Origin of the sequence: Agrococcus jejuensis, assembly GCF_007679035.1 — a bacterium.
Taxonomy (GTDB): Bacteria; Actinomycetota; Actinomycetes; order Actinomycetales; family Microbacteriaceae; genus Agrococcus; species Agrococcus jejuensis_A.
Window position 1 is genome coordinate 1,024,480 of sequence record NZ_VEFR01000001.1, and the last position, 16,338, is coordinate 1,040,817.

16 protein-coding genes are annotated in these 16,338 nt (G+C 72.1%); 10 read left to right on the forward strand and 6 right to left on the reverse strand.

Annotated features, from left to right (window positions below; genetic code table 11):
* Positions 1 to 11: 11 nt before the first annotated feature.
* Entirely contained in the window at positions 12 to 1,211 is a 1,200-nt protein-coding gene (locus FS793_RS04930) for a RimK family alpha-L-glutamate ligase (protein ID WP_144719120.1), read from the forward strand.
* Between the two features lie 65 nt (positions 1,212 to 1,276).
* On the opposite strand, the gene FS793_RS04935 is transcribed toward FS793_RS04930, so the two are convergent.
* A complete protein-coding gene (locus FS793_RS04935; RefSeq protein ID WP_144719122.1) occupies positions 1,277 to 2,719 on the reverse strand; it encodes an MFS transporter in 1,443 nt (480 codons plus the stop codon).
* 251 nt (positions 2,720 to 2,970) lie between these two features.
* Here FS793_RS04935 and FS793_RS04940 point away from each other — a divergent pair, with 251 nt between their 5' ends.
* From FS793_RS04940 to FS793_RS04965, 6 genes are read left to right on the forward strand one after another with little or no spacing between them, the layout of a single operon-like run.
* Complete coding sequence (locus FS793_RS04940; protein ID WP_260980025.1) at positions 2,971 to 4,464, forward strand: fumarylacetoacetate hydrolase family protein; 1,494 nt, start codon at positions 2,971 to 2,973, stop codon at positions 4,462 to 4,464.
* A complete protein-coding gene (locus tag FS793_RS04945; protein WP_144719126.1) occupies positions 4,461 to 5,132 on the forward strand; it encodes a GntR family transcriptional regulator in 672 nt (223 codons plus the stop codon). The genes FS793_RS04940 and FS793_RS04945 overlap by 4 nt, the downstream gene beginning before the upstream one ends.
* Positions 5,133 to 5,154: 22 nt before the next feature.
* Positions 5,155 to 6,645: a 5-carboxymethyl-2-hydroxymuconate semialdehyde dehydrogenase gene (gene hpaE / locus FS793_RS04950; protein WP_144719128.1), complete on the forward strand. Its 1,491-nt coding sequence runs from the start codon at positions 5,155 to 5,157 to the stop codon at positions 6,643 to 6,645.
* A gap of 32 nt (positions 6,646 to 6,677) precedes the next feature.
* Positions 6,678 to 7,793 (forward strand): 3,4-dihydroxyphenylacetate 2,3-dioxygenase, encoded by a 1,116-nt coding sequence (gene hpaD, locus FS793_RS04955; protein ID WP_260980026.1) that lies wholly within the window; start codon positions 6,678 to 6,680, stop codon positions 7,791 to 7,793.
* Positions 7,790 to 8,596, forward strand: coding sequence for a 2-keto-4-pentenoate hydratase (locus FS793_RS04960; RefSeq protein WP_260980027.1), 807 nt, complete (start codon positions 7,790 to 7,792; stop codon positions 8,594 to 8,596). The genes hpaD and FS793_RS04960 overlap by 4 nt, the downstream gene beginning before the upstream one ends.
* Positions 8,581 to 9,369 carry an HpcH/HpaI aldolase family protein gene (locus FS793_RS04965; RefSeq protein ID WP_144719130.1) on the forward strand — a complete coding sequence of 263 codons (789 nt, stop codon included), beginning with the start codon at positions 8,581 to 8,583 and terminating at the stop codon, positions 9,367 to 9,369. The genes FS793_RS04960 and FS793_RS04965 overlap by 16 nt, the downstream gene beginning before the upstream one ends.
* A gap of 78 nt (positions 9,370 to 9,447) precedes the next feature.
* On the opposite strand, the gene FS793_RS04970 is transcribed toward FS793_RS04965, so the two are convergent.
* From FS793_RS04970 to FS793_RS04990, 5 genes are all read right to left on the reverse strand, one after another.
* Complete coding sequence (locus FS793_RS04970) at positions 9,448 to 10,380, reverse strand: NAD(P)-dependent oxidoreductase (protein WP_144719132.1); 933 nt, start codon at positions 10,378 to 10,380, stop codon at positions 9,448 to 9,450.
* 61 nt (positions 10,381 to 10,441) lie between these two features.
* A complete protein-coding gene (locus FS793_RS04975) occupies positions 10,442 to 11,017 on the reverse strand; it encodes a hypothetical protein (protein WP_144719134.1) in 576 nt (191 codons plus the stop codon).
* Positions 11,018 to 11,091: 74 nt separating this feature from the next.
* Positions 11,092 to 12,129: an aminoglycoside phosphotransferase family protein gene (locus FS793_RS04980; RefSeq protein WP_186329331.1), complete on the reverse strand. Its 1,038-nt coding sequence runs from the start codon at positions 12,127 to 12,129 to the stop codon at positions 11,092 to 11,094.
* Positions 12,093 to 12,473, reverse strand: coding sequence for a DoxX family protein (locus FS793_RS04985; RefSeq protein WP_144719138.1), 381 nt, complete (start codon positions 12,471 to 12,473; stop codon positions 12,093 to 12,095). The genes FS793_RS04980 and FS793_RS04985 overlap by 37 nt, the downstream gene beginning before the upstream one ends.
* 47 nt (positions 12,474 to 12,520) lie before the next feature.
* Positions 12,521 to 12,925, reverse strand: a complete 405-nt coding sequence (locus FS793_RS04990) for a DUF1304 domain-containing protein (protein WP_144719140.1) — start codon at positions 12,923 to 12,925, stop codon at positions 12,521 to 12,523.
* Positions 12,926 to 13,021: 96 nt separating this feature from the next.
* Here FS793_RS04990 and FS793_RS04995 point away from each other — a divergent pair, with 96 nt between their 5' ends.
* From FS793_RS04995 to FS793_RS05005, 3 genes are all read left to right on the forward strand, one after another.
* Positions 13,022 to 13,927: an SDR family NAD(P)-dependent oxidoreductase gene (locus FS793_RS04995; protein ID WP_144719142.1), complete on the forward strand. Its 906-nt coding sequence runs from the start codon at positions 13,022 to 13,024 to the stop codon at positions 13,925 to 13,927.
* A gap of 77 nt (positions 13,928 to 14,004) precedes the next feature.
* Positions 14,005 to 14,889: an aldo/keto reductase gene (locus tag FS793_RS05000; RefSeq protein WP_144719144.1), complete on the forward strand. Its 885-nt coding sequence runs from the start codon at positions 14,005 to 14,007 to the stop codon at positions 14,887 to 14,889.
* 274 nt (positions 14,890 to 15,163) lie between these two features.
* Positions 15,164 to 16,327, forward strand: coding sequence for a peroxidase-related enzyme (locus FS793_RS05005; RefSeq protein ID WP_144719146.1), 1,164 nt, complete (start codon positions 15,164 to 15,166; stop codon positions 16,325 to 16,327).
* Positions 16,328 to 16,338: the final 11 nt, after the last annotated feature.

The following is a 16,338-nucleotide window of genomic DNA, read 5'->3' on the forward strand; positions in this document are numbered from 1 at the left end:
GTGGACATTCGATGAGGCTCGCCATCCTCTCCCGCGCCCCGCGCTCGTACAGCACCCGACGCCTGCGCGCGGCGGCCGTGGATCGCGGGCACGACGTGAAGGTGCTCAACACGCTGCGCTTCTCGATCGACCTGTCCGGCGACGCGCCCGACCTGCAGTTCCGCGGTCGGCAGCTGCGCGACTACGACGCGATCCTGCCGCGCATCGGCAACTCGATCACGTACTTCGGCACCGCCGTCGTGCGGCAGTTCGAGCAGATGGACGTCTACACGCCGAACACGGCCAACGGCATCACGAACTCGCGCGACAAGCTGCGCGCGACGCAGATCCTCGCGCGCCACGACATCGGCATGCCCGCGACCACGTTCGTGCGCGATCGCGCCGACGTGATCCCCGCGATCGAGCGCGTCGGCGGCGCCCCCGTCGTGCTGAAGCTGCTCGAGGGCACGCAGGGCATCGGCGTGATCCTGGCGCCGACGATCAAGGTGGCGGAGGCCATCATCGAGACGCTGCAGTCGACGCGGCAGCAGGTGCTCATCCAGCGCTTCGTGTCGGAGTCGAAGGGGCGCGACATCCGCGCGCTCGTCGTCGGCGACCGCGTCGTCGCGGCCATGCGCCGCGTGGCGCAGGGCGACGAGTTCCGCTCGAACGTGCACCGCGGCGGATCGGTCGAGGCGGTGACGCTCGACGCCGAGTACGAGCGCGTCGCCGTGCGCGCCGCGCAGATCATGGGTCTCAAGGTCGCCGGCGTCGACATGCTCGAGGGCAACGACGGCCCGCTCGTCATGGAGGTCAACTCCTCCCCCGGCCTCGAGGGCATCGAGCGGGCGACGAACCTCGACATCGCCGGCGCGATCGTCGACTACATCGGCGACCAGGTGGCGTTCCCGCAGATCGACGTGCGCGAGCGTCTGTCGATCTCGACCGGCTACGGCGTCGCGGAGCTCGTCGTGCACGGCGACGCCGAGCTCGTGGGCAGGACGATCAAGGAGTCGGGCCTCTGGGAGCGCGACATCACGGTGCTCACGGTGCACCGCGGCACCTCCGTCATCCCGAACGCGAAGGGCCGCGAGGTGCTGGAGGCCGAGGATCGGCTGCTGTGCTTCGGCCGGCTCGAGGAGATGCGCTCGATGATCCCCGAGCGCCCCAAGCGTCGCAAGCGCGTGAAGCGCCTGCCGAAGGATGCGATGGAGTCGCTGCAGGAGGACTGAGCAGCAGGCATGACGAGCGCCCCGTCGACCGAGGTCGACGGGGCGCTCGTCATGCGTGGGTCGAGCTACCGCTTCGCGGCCGCGACGGCCTCCGCCTGTGCGATGGCATCGCGGTCGACGGCCGAGAGGTCGGAGGCGTCGACGGCGTCGCCGCGGCGCCAGCCGTCCCACTTGCCCGACTGCTCGAACTCGACCGACAGCGGCACGCCGGTGCGGTCCTTCGTGAGCAGGGTGCCCACGACCGAGACGACGACGGTCACGAGCAGGTAGCCCACGATCGCCCACGTCGTGCCCGTGGACTGCAGCAGCGCCTGGGCGATCGTCGGCGCGAACGCGCCGCCGATGATCGCGCCGATCGCGTAGGCGATCGAGACGCCCGAGAAGCGCACCGATGCGGGGAACGACTCCGCGTACCAGGCCGCCTGCGCGCCGTACGTGAGGCCGAGGCCGACGCCGAGCAGGATCGTGGCGATCGCGACGCCTGCGACGCCCGTGTAGACGAGCTGGAACAGCGGCACGATGCCGAGCGCGAGCACGACCCAGCCGACGAGGTAGATGCGCTTGCGGCCGTAGCGGTCGGAGAGGAAGCCGGCGAGGAACGTGAAGATGAGCCACGTGAACGATCCCGCGAAGGCGGCGAGCTGCACGCCGACGGGGTCGAACCCGAGGCCGGGCGGCGTGCCGTCGACGGGGCGCGAGGCGAGGCCCTGCACGTAGCCACCGGTCGTCATGTAGCCCGCGGCGTTGTTGGCGCAGAAGATCATGGCGCACGTCACCACGACGAGGCCGTACTTCTTGAACACCTGCACGATCGGCGCCGACTGACGCTGCGCCGTCTCCTTGATCTCCTGGAAGACCGGCGACTCGTCGACCGAGCGACGCACGACGAAGCCGATGACGACGAGCAGGATCGACACGAAGAACGGGATGCGCCAGCCGACCTCGAGGAAGGCGTCGCCCGGGAAGAGCGCGCGGATGGCGGCGAGGATGCCGGTCGCGAGCATGAGGCCGAGCGGCACGCCGGCCTGCACGAACGAGCCGTAGAGGCCGCGTCGGTTGGCGGGCGCGTGCTCGATGGCCATGAGCACGGCACCGCCCCACTCGCCGCCGGCCGACAGGCCCTGCAGGATGCGCAGCAGCATGAGGAGGATCGGTGCGAGGTAGCCGGCCTGCTCGAACGTCGGCAGCGCGCCGACGAGCGTCGTCGCGAGACCCATGAGGAGCAGCGTGATGACGAGCATGGGACGACGACCGATGCGGTCGCCGAAGTGGCCGGCGAGGAACGCGCCGAGGGGGCGGAAGAGGAACGAGATGCCGATCGTGACGAGCGAGAGGATCGACGCGAGGCCGGGGCCGGCCGGCTCGAAGAACAGCTGGGCGAACACGAGGTTCGCCATGAAGGCGTAGATGAAGAAGTCGTACCACTCGATGGTGGTGCCGACCACGACGGCGCCGAGGACCTTGTTGCGCTCACGCGCTGAGGTGCGCGCGTGGGATGTGCTGGACACGTGGACTCCTTCGTCCGTGAGGGATCGTCATCGATCAGGTGGGAGCCTAGCCCACTTCCCGAACGATCGGTCAGGAAATGCCGAGTGGCGACCCGATCGCTCGTGACGCCCTCGTCCTTGCGCCGAGCCGAGGCCCGACGGCGCGAGCATATACGATCGCGTGCACGATCCGTCAAGCACCTCGCACGCATCGTCACCCCCGCGACGCGCTGCCTGTTGCGCGACGTCCCGGATCGTATACGATGACGGACATGAGCGACTCGACGACGAGCGCGGCTGCCGCAGGCGCCGCATGGGACCTGCTGGGCACCAAGCCGGGCAAGGTCGTGGCGATGCACATCGGCTACGCCGCGCGCGCAGCCCAGAAGGGTCGCACGCCCGAGGCGCCCGGCTACTTCCTCAAGCCCGCGACGTCGCTCACGACCGGCGGCGAGGTCGAGCTGCCCGCCGGCTGCGAGATCCTCGGGTTCGAGGGCGAGATCGCCCTCGTCATCGGTCGCGAGGTGCGCCGCGTCTCCGAGGACGACGCCTGGAGCGCCGTCGCCTTCGTCACCGCCGCGAACGACCTCGGCGTCTTCGACCTGCGCTGGGCCGACAAGGGCGCGAACGTGCGCTCGAAGGGCGGCGACGGCTTCACGCCCGTCGGCCCCGCGCTGCTGCCCGCCGCCGACCTCGACCCGCACGCGATCGAGATCCGCGTCTGGCGCGACGGCGAGCTCGTGCAGGCCGACGACACGTCGACGCTGCTGTTCCCGCTCCCCCGGATCGTCTCCGACCTCTCGCAGCTCATGACCCTCGAGCCCGGCGACGTCATCCTCACCGGCACGCCCGCCGGCGCATCGACGTTCGCGCCCGGCCAGACGATCGAGGTCGAGGTCACGGGCGCCGGCCGCTCGACCGGTCGCCTCGCGACGACCGCGGTGCAGGGCACCGCTCCCCTGCCGCCGTACTCGGCGCAGCCGAAGCCGACGCCCGAGCAGTGGGCCGATGCATCCGGCCGGCCCGTCGCCGACTTCCAGGCTCCTGCCGAGCCCGTGCTCGACGAGGCGCTGATCGCGCGCATCGAGCGCGTGGCGACGGCGACGCTGTCGTCGCTCCTGCGCAAGCGCGGCATCGTCAACGCCACGATCGATGGCCTCCAGCCCTCGCAGCCCGGCACGCGCATGACGGGCGTCGCCCGCACGCTGCGCTACGTGCCGAACCGCGAGGACCTCTTCCGCACGCACGGCGGCGGCTACAACGCGCAGAAGCGCGCCGTCGACTCGCTGCAGCCCGGCGAGGTGCTCGTGATGGATGCGCGCGGCGAGACCCGATCGGGCACGCTCGGCGACATCATCGCGCTGCGCGCCCGTACGCTCGGCGCCGCCGGCATCGTGACCGATGGTGGCGTGCGCGACCTCGGCGCCGTCACCGAGATCGGCATCCCCACGTACCACTCGGGCGCGCACCCGAGCGTGCTCGGCCGCTGGCACGTGCCGTGGGGCGTCGACGAGACGATCGCGTGCGGCGGCACCACGGTGCAGCCCGGCGACGTCATCGTCGCCGACGACGACGGCATCCTCGTGATCCCGCCCGCCATCGTGCGCGAGCTCGTCGACGAGGCGGAGGTGCAGGAGGCCGCGGAGGCGTTCATCGCGCGCATGGTCGAGGAGGGGCATCCCGTCGACGGGCTGTTCCCCATGGATGCGTCGTGGCGCGCGCGCTTCGAGGCCGAGCGGACCAGCGCCGAGGGAGCCGACGCGTGAGCGGGTCGAGCAAGTCGCAGCGCGCGTACGAGCACCTGCACGAGCGCATCGAGCGCGGCGTCTACGGCCCCGGCTACCGCCTCGTGCTCGACGCCATCGCGCGCGAGCTCGCCATGAGCGTCGTGCCGGTGCGCGAGGCGCTGCGGCGCCTCGAGGCCGAGGGCGTCGTGACGTTCGAGCGCAACGTCGGCGCCCGCGTCACCGAGATCGACCCCGCCGACCTCCACGAGACCACCGAGACGCTCGCGATGGTCGAGGGCGCCGCGATCGGCCTCGCCGTGCCGTCGCTGTCGGCAGACGACGTCGCCGAGGCGCGCTCGCTCAACGACCAGATGCGCGAGAGCCTCGCCGCGTTCGACCCCGTGCGGCTCACGCGCCTCAACGAGGCCTTCCACCGCACCCTCACCGACCCGTGCCCCAACGAGCAGCTGAAGGGCCTCGTCGACGACGGCTGGCGGCGCCTCTCGAGGCTGCGGCAGTCGACGTTCGGCTTCGTGCCCGGCCGCGCCCGCGACTCCGTCGAGGAGCACGAGCGCATCCTGCACCTGCTCGAGACCGGCGCCCCCGCGCACGACGTCGAGCTGGCGGTGCGCGAGCACCGCCTCGCATCCCTCCACGCCTACCTCGACCGCACGAGCGACGACGCCCGCGCAGCCGAGATCCACTGACCCCCTCACGGAAGAGGAACCCATGACGAAGCGTCCTGCGAACCTGCCCACGCACCTGCAGCACCACATCGGCGGCCAGGCCGTCGACTCGATCGGCGGCGAGACCTTCGAGGTCATCGACCCCGTCACCAACGAGCCGTACGCGACCGCCGCCGCCGGCCAGCAGGCCGACGTCGACGCCGCCGTCGCCGCCGCGACGCTCGCGTTCGAGGAGGGACCGTGGCCGCGCATGAAGGCGCGCGAGCGCGCCCGCATCCTCATGCGCATCGCCGACGTCGTCGCCTCGCGCGACGACGAGCTGAGCCAGTACGAGTCGTTCGACTCGGGACTCCCGATCACCCAGGCGAAGGGGCAGGCGCAGCGCGCCGCCGAGAACTTCCGCTTCTTCGCCGACCTCATCGTCGCCCAGCGCGACGACGCCTACAAGGTGCCCGGTCAGCAGCTGAACTACGTCAACCGCAAGCCCAAGGGCGTCGCGGGCCTCATCACGCCGTGGAACACGCCCTTCATGCTCGAGTCGTGGAAGCTCGCGCCGGCGCTCGCCTCCGGCTGCACCGTCGTGCTGAAGCCCGCCGAGTTCACGCCGCTGTCGGCATCGCTGTGGGCGGGCATCTTCGCCGAGGCGGGCCTGCCCGACGGCGTCTTCAACCTCGTCAACGGCATCGGCGAGGATGCGGGCGACGCGCTCGTGAAGCACCCGGACGTGCCGCTCATCTCGTTCACGGGCGAGTCGTCGACCGGCCAGCTCATCTTCCGCAACTGCGCCGAGCACCTCAAGGCCATGTCGATGGAGCTCGGCGGCAAGTCGCCCGCCGTCGTCTTCGCCGACGCCGACCTCGACGCCGCGATCGACTCCACGCTCTTCGGCGTCTTCTCGCTGAACGGCGAGCGCTGCACCGCCGGCAGCCGCATCCTCGTCGAGCGCGCCGTGTACGACGAGTTCGTCGAGCGCTACGCCGAGCGCGCGAAGCGCATCGTCGTCGGCGACCCGTCGGACCCCGCGACCGAGGTCGGCGCGCTCGTGCACCCCGAGCACTACGACAAGGTCATGTCGTACGTCGAGATCGGCAAGGGCGAGGGCCGCCTCGTCGCCGGCGGCGGCCGCCCCGACGGGCTCGACACCGGCAACTACGTCGCCCCCACGGTGTTCGCCGACGTGCCGCCCACGGCGCGCATCTTCCAGGAGGAGATCTTCGGCCCCGTCGTCGGCATCACGCCGTTCGACTCCGACGAGGAGGCGCTGACCCTCGCGAACGACACGCGCTACGGCCTCGCCGCCTACGTGTGGACGAACGACCTCACCCGCGCCCACACGTTCGCGCAGTCGATCGAGGCGGGCATGGTGTGGCTCAACAGCCACAATGTGCGCGACCTGCGCAGCCCCTTCGGCGGCGTGAAGGCGTCGGGCCTCGGCCACGAGGGCGGCTACCGCTCGCTCGACTTCTACTCCGACCAGCAGGCCGTGCACATCACGCTCGGCGACGTGCACACCGCGCGCTTCGGCGCCCACTGACCATCGACATCCAGCTCGACGAGGAGCCCACCGTGACCACCACGACCGTCAACCCGAACCCCATCCCCACGCCCACGTCGCCCGCGCCCGACATCGTGCGCTGCGCATCCATGGAGCTCGTCGTCACCGACCTCGTCGCCTCCCGCGCGTTCTACGTCGACGTGCTCGGCCTGCACGTGACCGAGGAGGACGACGAGGTCATCTACCTGCGCTCGTTCGAGGAGTTCATCCACCACAACCTCATCCTGCGAAAGGGTCCCGTCGCGGCCGTCGCCGCGTTCTCGTACCGGGTGCGCACGCCGGAGGACGTCGACAGGGCGGAGGCGTGGTTCCAGGAGCTCGGCTGCCGCACCGAGCGCCGCCGCGACGGCTTCGTCAAGGGACTCGGCGACAGCGTGCGCGTGGAGGACCCGCTGGGCTTCCCGTACGAGTTCTTCCACGAGGTCGAGCACGTCGAGCGCCTGCACATGCGCTACGACCTGTACTCGGCAGGCGAGCTCGTGCGCCTCGATCACTTCAACCAGGTCACGCCCGACGTGCCGCGCGGCCGCGGCTACCTCGAGGACCTCGGCTTCCGCGTCACGGAGGACATCAAGGACGACCAGGGCGTCACGTACGCCGCGTGGATGCACCGCAAGGGCACCGTGCACGACACCGCGCTCACCGGCGGCGCCGGGCCGCGCATGCACCACGTCGCGTTCTCGACGCACGAGAAGCACAACATCATCCAGATCTGCGACAAGCTCGGCGCGCTGCGCATGAGCGACCACATCGAGCGCGGTCCAGGCCGCCACGGCGTCTCGAATGCGTTCTACCTGTACATCACCGACCCCGACGGGCACCGGATCGAGATCTACACGCAGGACTACTGGACGGGCGATCCCGACAACCCCGTCATCACGTGGGACGTGCACGACAACCAGCGCCGCGACTGGTGGGGCAACCCCGTCGTGCCCTCCTGGTACACCGAGGCGTCGTTCGTGCTCGACCTCGACGGCAACGTCGTCGAGACGGTCGAGCGCACGGACTCGTCCGAGATGGAGGTGACGATCGGCGCCGACGGCTTCTCGTACACGCGCGCCGACGACGAGGACGGCACGTACCGCGGCCAGGCGTCGAAGGGCTTCAAGATCGGCAACCAGCTGTGACGACCTCCACCTCGGGCCGCGGCCTCGACGATGCGACGGTCACGGCGCTCGCCGACGAGCTCGCCGAGGCCACCCGCTCGCGCGGCACCGTCGAGCGGCTCTCGGCACGGCATCCCGCGATGACGGTCGACGACTCGTACGCGGTGCAGCGCATCTGGCGCTCGCGCCGCGAGGCCGACGGCCGCCGCGTCGTGGGGCGCAAGATCGGGCTCACGAGCAAGGTCATGCAGGTCGCGACGGGCATCACCGAGCCCGACTACGGCGTGATCTTCGACGACCAGGTGTTCGAGTCGGGCTCGACGCTCGACTTCGACCGGTACGCGAACGTGCGCGTGGAGGTCGAGCTCGCGTTCGTGCTCGGCGCTCCGCTCGGCGCGGGCGCGACGGAGGCGGACGTGCTCGCCGCGACCGAGTGGGTCGTGCCCGCGCTCGAGGTGCTCGACTCGCACATCCAGCTTGAGGGGCGCACGATCGTCGACACCATCAGCGACAACGCGGCGCTCGGCGCCATGGTGGTCGGCGGCACGCGCGTGCGACCGGCGGACGTCGACCTGCGCTGGGTCGGCGCGATGCTCTCGCGCAACGGCGAGATCGAGGACTCCGGCGTCTCGGGCGCCGTGCTCGGGCATCCTGCACGCGGCGTCGCCTGGCTCGCGGGCAAGGTCGGCGCGCACGGCGACCGCCTCGAGGCCGGCGAGATCGTGCTGGCAGGATCGTTCACGAAGCCCATGTGGGTCGAGCGCGGCGACGAGATCGCCTGCGACTACCGCGATCTTGGAGTCATCACGTGCCGATTCGACTGAAGCCGACGTTCGCCGATCGCCTGACGAGCGCAGACCGAGCGCTCGTGGGCGTGTGGACGGCAGCGTCGAGCCCGATCGCGGCCGAGATCATGGCCGGCTCGGGCGCCGACGTCGTGCTCGTCGACGGCGAGCACTCGCCCATCGGCATCGACGGCCTCGTGGGCGTGCTGCAGGCGATCGAGCCGTACGACGCGACCGCGGTCGTGCGCGTGCCGTGGAACGACGCCGTCATCATCAAGCAGGTGCTCGACGCCGGTGCGCAGAGCCTCGTCGTGCCGATGGTGTCGACGGCGGACGAGGCCGTCGCCGCCGTGCAGGCCATGCGGTACCCGCCGCGCGGCATCCGCGGCATCGGCTCGATGCTCGCACGCGCGTCGCGGTGGTCGGCGGTGCCCGACTACGTCGCGACGGCGCACGAGCTCGTGGCCCTCGCGGTGCAGATCGAGACCGTCGAGGGCGTCGCGAACGCCTCGGCCATCGCCGCCGTCGAGGGCGTCGACGCGATCTTCGTCGGGCCGGCCGATCTCGCAGGGTCGATGGGCTTCCCGCCCGCGTCCGAGGTGCGGGATGCGGTCGTCTCGGTCATCGAGGAGGGCCGCGCCGCGGGCACCCCCGTGGGCGTCAACGCCTTCGCGCCCGCCGACGCCGACCACTACCTGGCGGCAGGCGCCGCGTTCGTGGTCGTCGCCGCCGACGTGACGCTGCTCGCCGCGAGCGCCCGCGCCGCCGTGGGCCGCCTCGTGCCGACCGACGGCGAGACCGGCACCTACTGACGCGTCGAACCTGCACGTGACAGGGCCCTCAGGTGCATGGTGCACCTGAGGGCCCTGTCACGTGCAGGTTCTCTGCGCCTATCGCTCGACGCGGTTGCGCACCGGCTCGTCGGCGGCGATCGCCGCGAGGTTCTCGAGCACGAGCGCCGCGGCGCCGCGCGGGCGGCCACCGGCGACGTGCGGGGTGATGAGCAGGTTCGGCGTCGTCCACAGCGGGTCGCCCGCGGGCAGCGGCTCGACGCGCGTGACGTCGATGGCCGCGGCGCGAAGGGTGCGCTGCTCGAGCGCGGCGCGCAGCGCCGGCTCGTCGACGACGGCACCGCGACCCACGTTGACGAAGAGCGCGTGGTCGGGCAGCGCCGCGAGGATGCCGGCGTCGACGACGCCGTCGGTCGCGTCGGTGGCGGGCAGGATCGACACCAGCACGTCGACGCGCGGCAGCAGCTCGGGTAGGAGGTCGTGCGACACGACCGGGTAGCCACCGCGCTCGCCCGTCGAGCGAGCGACGCCCGTCACGCGGGCGCCGAGCGCCTCGAGCATGGGCGCGAAGCGCTGCGCGATGCCACCGAAGCCCCAGATCGCGACGTGCGCGCCGTCGAGCGTGAACCAGCCGCCGGTCTCGGGGGCGGCCTGGTCGGCGCGGTACGCGTCATCCCATCGCCCCTCGGCCTGCGCCGCCGCGAGGCGCGGCAGGTCGCGCACGAGCGCGAGCAGCATCGCGAGCGCGTGCTCGGCGACGGTCGCGTCGTGCAGCGAGCGGCCGGAGGCGAGCGTCACGTCGGGCGCGAAGCCCGCGGCCGCGATGGCGTCGGGCCCGGCGGAGAGCGTCTGCACGAGCCGCAGGCGCGGCAGGTCGCGAGCGGCGTCGGCGAGCCGGTCGGCGGGCAGCACCCACTCGACGAGCGCCTCGGCATCCCGATGCTCTGCAGGGATGGGCTCGGCGGGATCGAAGACGACGACCTCGTGGTCGGGCAGATCGAGCGAGACGGACGACGGCACCAGCACCTTCATGCCGTCGATCCTCGCAGAGGTCGACGCCGAGGCGCTGGTGCCGTCGTGGGCCGGGGCTCCGTCAGCGCTGCATGAGCACGTCGAGGCCGACCGCGAGCGCGGCGCCGACGCGCCAGTCGAGGCGAGCGCCGTTCGGTGCAGCGGGCATGTGCACGTCGTACGAGTCGCGCACCGCCCACGCGCGCTCGACCGAGAGGATGGGCGTGCCGTCGTTGGCGGTGAAGTCGAAGTGCATGGGCCAGCCGATGTCCGCGACGCGTCGCAGGATCGCGAGCACCTGGTTGCGCTCGTGGCCCGAGCCCTCGAGGCCCTGGCTCGGCACGCCGACGTTGAACGTCGAACGCAGCAGGCTCTTGCCGAAGTCCTTCTGGAACCAGCCGATCGGGTTGCCGGCGCCGTCGGTGATGTCGTAGGTGGCGCCGAGGTCCATCATCTGGCGGGCCTTGAACGCGAACACGGGCTGCGTGCGCGCCTCGTCGGCGAAGAAGGTCACCTGCTCCTTGAGCGCGAGGCGCTTCTGCTGGGCGACGCCGAGGATCGGGCCGTCCTTGCCGCCTCCGCGGATCTCGAAGCGGTTCACCGTGAGGCTGAGCCTCTGGCGGACGGTGATGCGGTCGTACTGCTGGGAGTCGGTCACGGTCGCGAGCGTATGCCGTCTCGGCACCGCATCCTGGGGACGCGCTGGCAGTCGGCTGAGGTGCGTCGCTCGCGTCAGACGTGGATGAGGGCGGCCTCGACGTCGCCGAGCGTGCGCAGCAGCGGCTGCACGTACGGCCGGTACTCGTCGATCGCCGAGACCGGGGCGTCGCGGGTGAGGCGCCACCACGCCTCCCACCGTTGCACGCCCGACAGCGCGATCGCGGCGTCGGCGGCACGCGCGAGCGTCGCGCGGTCGGCGTGCGTCGACCATCCGTCGAGGTAGGCGTCGCGGATGCGGGCGACGTGCGCCGCTGCGACGCCGCGCGCGCCGGCGCTGCCGAGCAGCACGCGCAGCGTGCCGAACGGATGCGCGACCACCGCGTCGCCGAGGTCGCCGATGCGGATGCGGCCATCGACCTCGAACGCGTTGCCGAGGTGCAGGTCGTCGTGCTCGAGGCTCGCGGGCACGCCTGCGTCGTCGAGCACCGCCAGCAGCTCGCGGATGCGCGGCTCGAGCGCGGCGATGCCGGCGCGGGCGTCGGGGCCGAGGTGCAGCGGATGCTCGGGCGGCAGCGTGCCCGCCTGCGCCACGCGCTCGCGCAGATGGTCGACCAGCCGCTCGGGTCGGATGTCGGGCACGCCGGCGGCGACGAGCTCGTCGGCATGCGGCACGAGCGCGCGCTGCAACGCGGCCGCGGTCTCGGCGAGCTCGATGCGCGTCGCGATCGGGGCCTCGCCGTCCTCGTGCAGCAGCCCGGCATTCGCCGTGAGCATCCGCGCCGCCGCGACGTCGAGCGCGAGCGGCTCGAGCACGAGCGTCGGCGCGACCCGGTGCGCGATCGACGTCGCCGCCATCTCGCTCGCCGACCCGGGATGGTTCTCCTTCGCCCACCGCACGCCGGCATCGGTCTCGATGCGCAGCACCGCCGACCAGATGCGCACCCGGTGCTCGTCGATGCGCGTCACCGTCTCGTCGCGCGCCGCGAGCGACTCGCGGATCCACGCGTGCATGTCGGCGCGCCACGCGTCGCTCGTCCAGCGCTCGCGGTGGTCGACGGTCGCGCCGCCGCCCGTCACCGGCGCGCGCCGTGCGTCGACCAGAGGGCCCACGCGACGAGCACTGGCTGGAAGAAGAGCCGCGCGAACCGCTTGCGGTCGGAGTCGAGCCCGAAGCCGTCGCGGCCGTCGGCGAACTGCTCGACGTTGCCGGGGAAGATCGCGGTGAAGAACGCCGCCGCGACCTTGCCGACCGTGCGCTCCGCTCGCGCCGGGGCGAGCACGAGCGCACTGCCGAGCGCGATCTCGGCGACGCCCGACCACACGACGACGTCGTCGGCGTCGAGCGGGATCGCCGCGGGCACCTGCGCCTGGAACTCCTTGCGCGCCACCGTGAGGTGGCTGATGCCCGCTCCGACGAGGGCGAGACCGAGCAGGACCTTGGCGGCGCGACGCATGCGGCCACGCTAGCCGCACGCCACCTGCGACCGCAGCGGGTTGCGGGCTACGCCGTGACGGTGGCGACGAGCAGGGCGAGCAGCCCCAGCAGCGGCAGCGTGCCCTGCACGGTCGCCGCACGCAGCTTCGACCGGTCGGTCGTCACGAGGTACAGCGCGGCGACGAGCATTGATCCGAGCCCGGCCGTGAGCAGCGCATCTCCCGCCGCGCGCTCCCCCGACGTCGGGTCGGCGACGAGCACGAGCACGACGCCTGCGGCCGCGACGATCGCCAGCAGCAGGTTGTACACGCCCTGATTGGCGGCGAGGCCCTTGGTGATCGCCGCGGTCTCCTCGGTCGTGCCGAAGATGCGCCGCGTCGCGGGCTCCTGCCAGCGGATGGTCTCGAGCACGAAGATGTAGACGTGCACGAGGGCCGCGAGGGCGGCGAGCACGGCGGCGACGACGATCATGGAGCCTCCTTGGCGCGATCCCGACCCTAGTCTCATCCGGTGCGGCAGCCGGCCGGCGGGCGACGCACCTCCCCGCGTTCGTGCGAGGCTGCTCGCATGCGCACCGCATCCACCAGTCCAGCGTCCGAGGTGCCCGATCAGACCGGACGGACGTGGCTCGTCACCGGAGCGACCAACGGCATCGGCCGCGAGATCGCCATCGCGGCTGCCCGAGCGGGTGCGCGGCTCATCCTCCCCGCGCGCGACGCCGGCCGCGCCGCCGGGCTGGCCGACGAGCTGCGCGCCCTCGGCGCCGAGGTCGCGACGCCGACGATGGACCTCGCCGACCTCGCATCGGTGCGCTCGTGCGCTGCCGGCATCGACGAACCGATCGACGTGCTCGTGAACAACGCGGGCGCTGCGAGCCCCCGCCGCCGCGAGACCGCCGACGGCTTCGAGCTCGTGCTCGGCACCAACTTCCTCGGCCCCTTCGCCTTCACGAACCTCGTCGTCAGCCACGTACGAGATCGGGTCGTCATCACCGGCTCGAACGCGCACCGCGCCGGCACGGTCGACCTGGTCGATCCGCACCGCCGAACGCGACGCTGGACGTTTCCGGCCGCCTACGCCCAGTCGAAGCTCTTCGACACGCTGTGGGCGCGCGCGCTGCAGCGGCGCCTCGCCCACGGACCGACGCCCGGAGTGCGCGTGCAGCTGGGGCATCCGGGCTGGGCACTCACGAACATCCAGAACGTCACGGGCATGCCTGCGCTCGACCGGGTCGTGACCGCCGTCACGTCGCTCGTCGCCCAGTCGGCGGCCGACGGGGCACTGCCGATCCTCGCCGCCGCCACGCGAGACCTGCCGCCGCTCACCTACCTGGGACCCGACGGATTCCGGCGTTGGCGAGGACGACCAGCGCCGGATCGGCTCAGCGACCTCGCGATGGACGACGAGGCGGCCGAGGCGGTGTGGGCGTTCGGCGTGCGCGAGACCGGCACCGACCTCCCCGCACCCGCGTAGTCGGCGCATCCATTCCCTCCGAGACCGGCCCTGCTGCACCCTCCCCCAGGCTGACGCGCGCACGTAGCGTCGACGACATGGACACCTTCACGCTCTCCAACGGCGTCGCGCTGCCAGCCATCGGCTTCGGCGTCTTCCAGTCGAGCCCGGCCGAGACGGCCGAGGCCGTCGAGGTCGCGCTCCGAGCCGGCTACCGCCACGTCGACACCGCCGCCGCGTACGGCAACGAGCGCGAGGTCGGCGAGGGGCTGCGCGCCTCGGGCGTCGACCGCGCCGACGTCGTCGTCGAGACGAAGGTCTGGGCGACCGACTACGGCTACGACGAGACGCTGCACGCCTTCGACAAGGCAACGGGCAAGCTCGGGCTCGAGCAGCTCGACGTGCTGATCCTGCACCAGGTCGCCGCCAACCTCTTCGACCGCACGATCGCGTCGTACCGCGCGCTCGAGCGGCTGCTCGCCGACGGTCGCGTGCGGGCGATCGGCGTCAGCAACTTCCCCATCCACCGCCTCGAGCAGCTCATGGATGCGACCGAGGTCGTGCCGCACCTCAACCAGGTCGAGCTGCACCCGTACCACTCGCAGCCTGCGCTGCAGGCGTTCCACCGCGAGCACGGCATCCTCACGCAGGCGTGGTCGCCCATCGGCGGCATCACGTTCTACCCCGGACCGTGGGGCGACCGGCGCAGCGTCATGGACGACGAGACCCTGCAGGCGATCGCGGCCGAGCACGGCGTCACGCCCGCGCAGGTCATGCTGCGCTGGCACCTGCAGCAGGGGCGGCAGGCGATCCCCAAGTCGACGAACCCCGAGCGCATCCGGCAGAACCTCGACGTCGACGGGTTCGCGCTGACGGATGCGCAGCTCGCGAGCATCGATGCGCTCGACACCGGCGCGCCGAGCGGTCCGGAGCCCGAGCGCGAGTTCACGCCCGAGATGCTGCGCCCCATCCCGGAGGCGTAGCCCAGAGCGAGGTGCGCTTCTCGTTGCGAGGTGCGCTTCTCGTTGCGAGGTGCGCTTCTCGTATCGGGGCTGCCGTTCGCGATTCCGAGGTGCGCCTCTCATGTTGAGGTGCGGTCGTAGCCGCACCTCGACGCGAGCAGCGCACCTTGCAACGGCTCGGCGCTCCAGACGCGGCGGCATCCGCGCACCATCGTCACGAGGCGTCATGCGGCAGGAGGCACTGTCGACGGTCGACTAGGCTCGGGTCAAACCCCTGCTTGGAGCCCCTATAACCATGCCTTCTCGCGACGTCCTCGGCGATCTGCTCGCCGCGAGTCCCTCCACCGCTGCCGCACGTGCCGCCCGACCCGAGGTCGTGGCGCAGACGCAGGCCGCCTACGACGCGCTCTTCGTCGAGCCGCAGGTGCTGCCCGCCGCGACGCTGCACGCCTTCGCGGCGATCGTGGCCCGCTGGCAGGGCAGCGCGCCGCTCGCCAACTGGCACGTGGCGCAGGGCGCCGACCCGGCGCTGCTCGGCGACGACCTGCCCGCCGACTCCCGCCTCCGCCTGCTCGTCGAGCACCTCGACATCGTGACCGTCGCGCCGGCGCTCGGCACCCACGAGGACCAGCACGTGCTGGCGATCGGCGGCATCACGCCCGACGAGATCGTGCTCATCAGCCAGCTCGTCGCCGCCACGAGCCACGTCGTCCGCGTGCTCGCCGGCTACGCCGCCATCGACGGACGCACGCCGCCGGAGGCTGCGGCGCCCGCTCGCACGCCGCACACGCGCGGTCGCGAGAAGGACCTCGGCGGCCGCACGATCGGCGGCGAGCCGAAGCCGACGGAGTACACGCAGGAGCAGCTGCGATGGATCCCGTGGGTCGCGGCCCCCGAGGAGGCCGACCTGACGCCTGCGCAGATCGACTCGTTCGCCGCGAAGGCGACGACGAACAGCGTCTACTTCCGCCTGCTGTCTCGCGTGCCCGCCGTGCTCAAAGCGCGCAGCGCGATCGACAACGCCGTCTTCCTGGGCGACCACGGGCTGCCGCGCGCCGAGCGTGAGCTCGCCGCCGCCGTCGCGAGCAAGGTCAATGACTGCATCTACTGCGCGTCGGTGCACGCGCGCAAGGCGACCTTCCAGTCGAAGCGCTCCGACGACGTCGACGCGCTGCTCGCCGCCGACCTCGAGCGCGACGCCGACTGGCAGCCGGTCGACCTCGCGCCGCTGAGCGCCGGGCAGGACGAGCGCTGGGCCGCGATCGTCGACGCCGCCGCGCACCTGTCGACGCTGCGCCCCTCCCTCGCGCCCGCGCACCTCGACCGCCTCCGCGCGCTCGGCGTCGACGATGCCGCGCTCGGCGACCTCGTCGACGCGACGGCGTTCTTCGCCTGGGCGAACCGCCTCATGCTCACACTGGGCGAGCCCGCGCTCCCCGCGGCCGTCGCAGCAGCCTGACCCTCCCATCC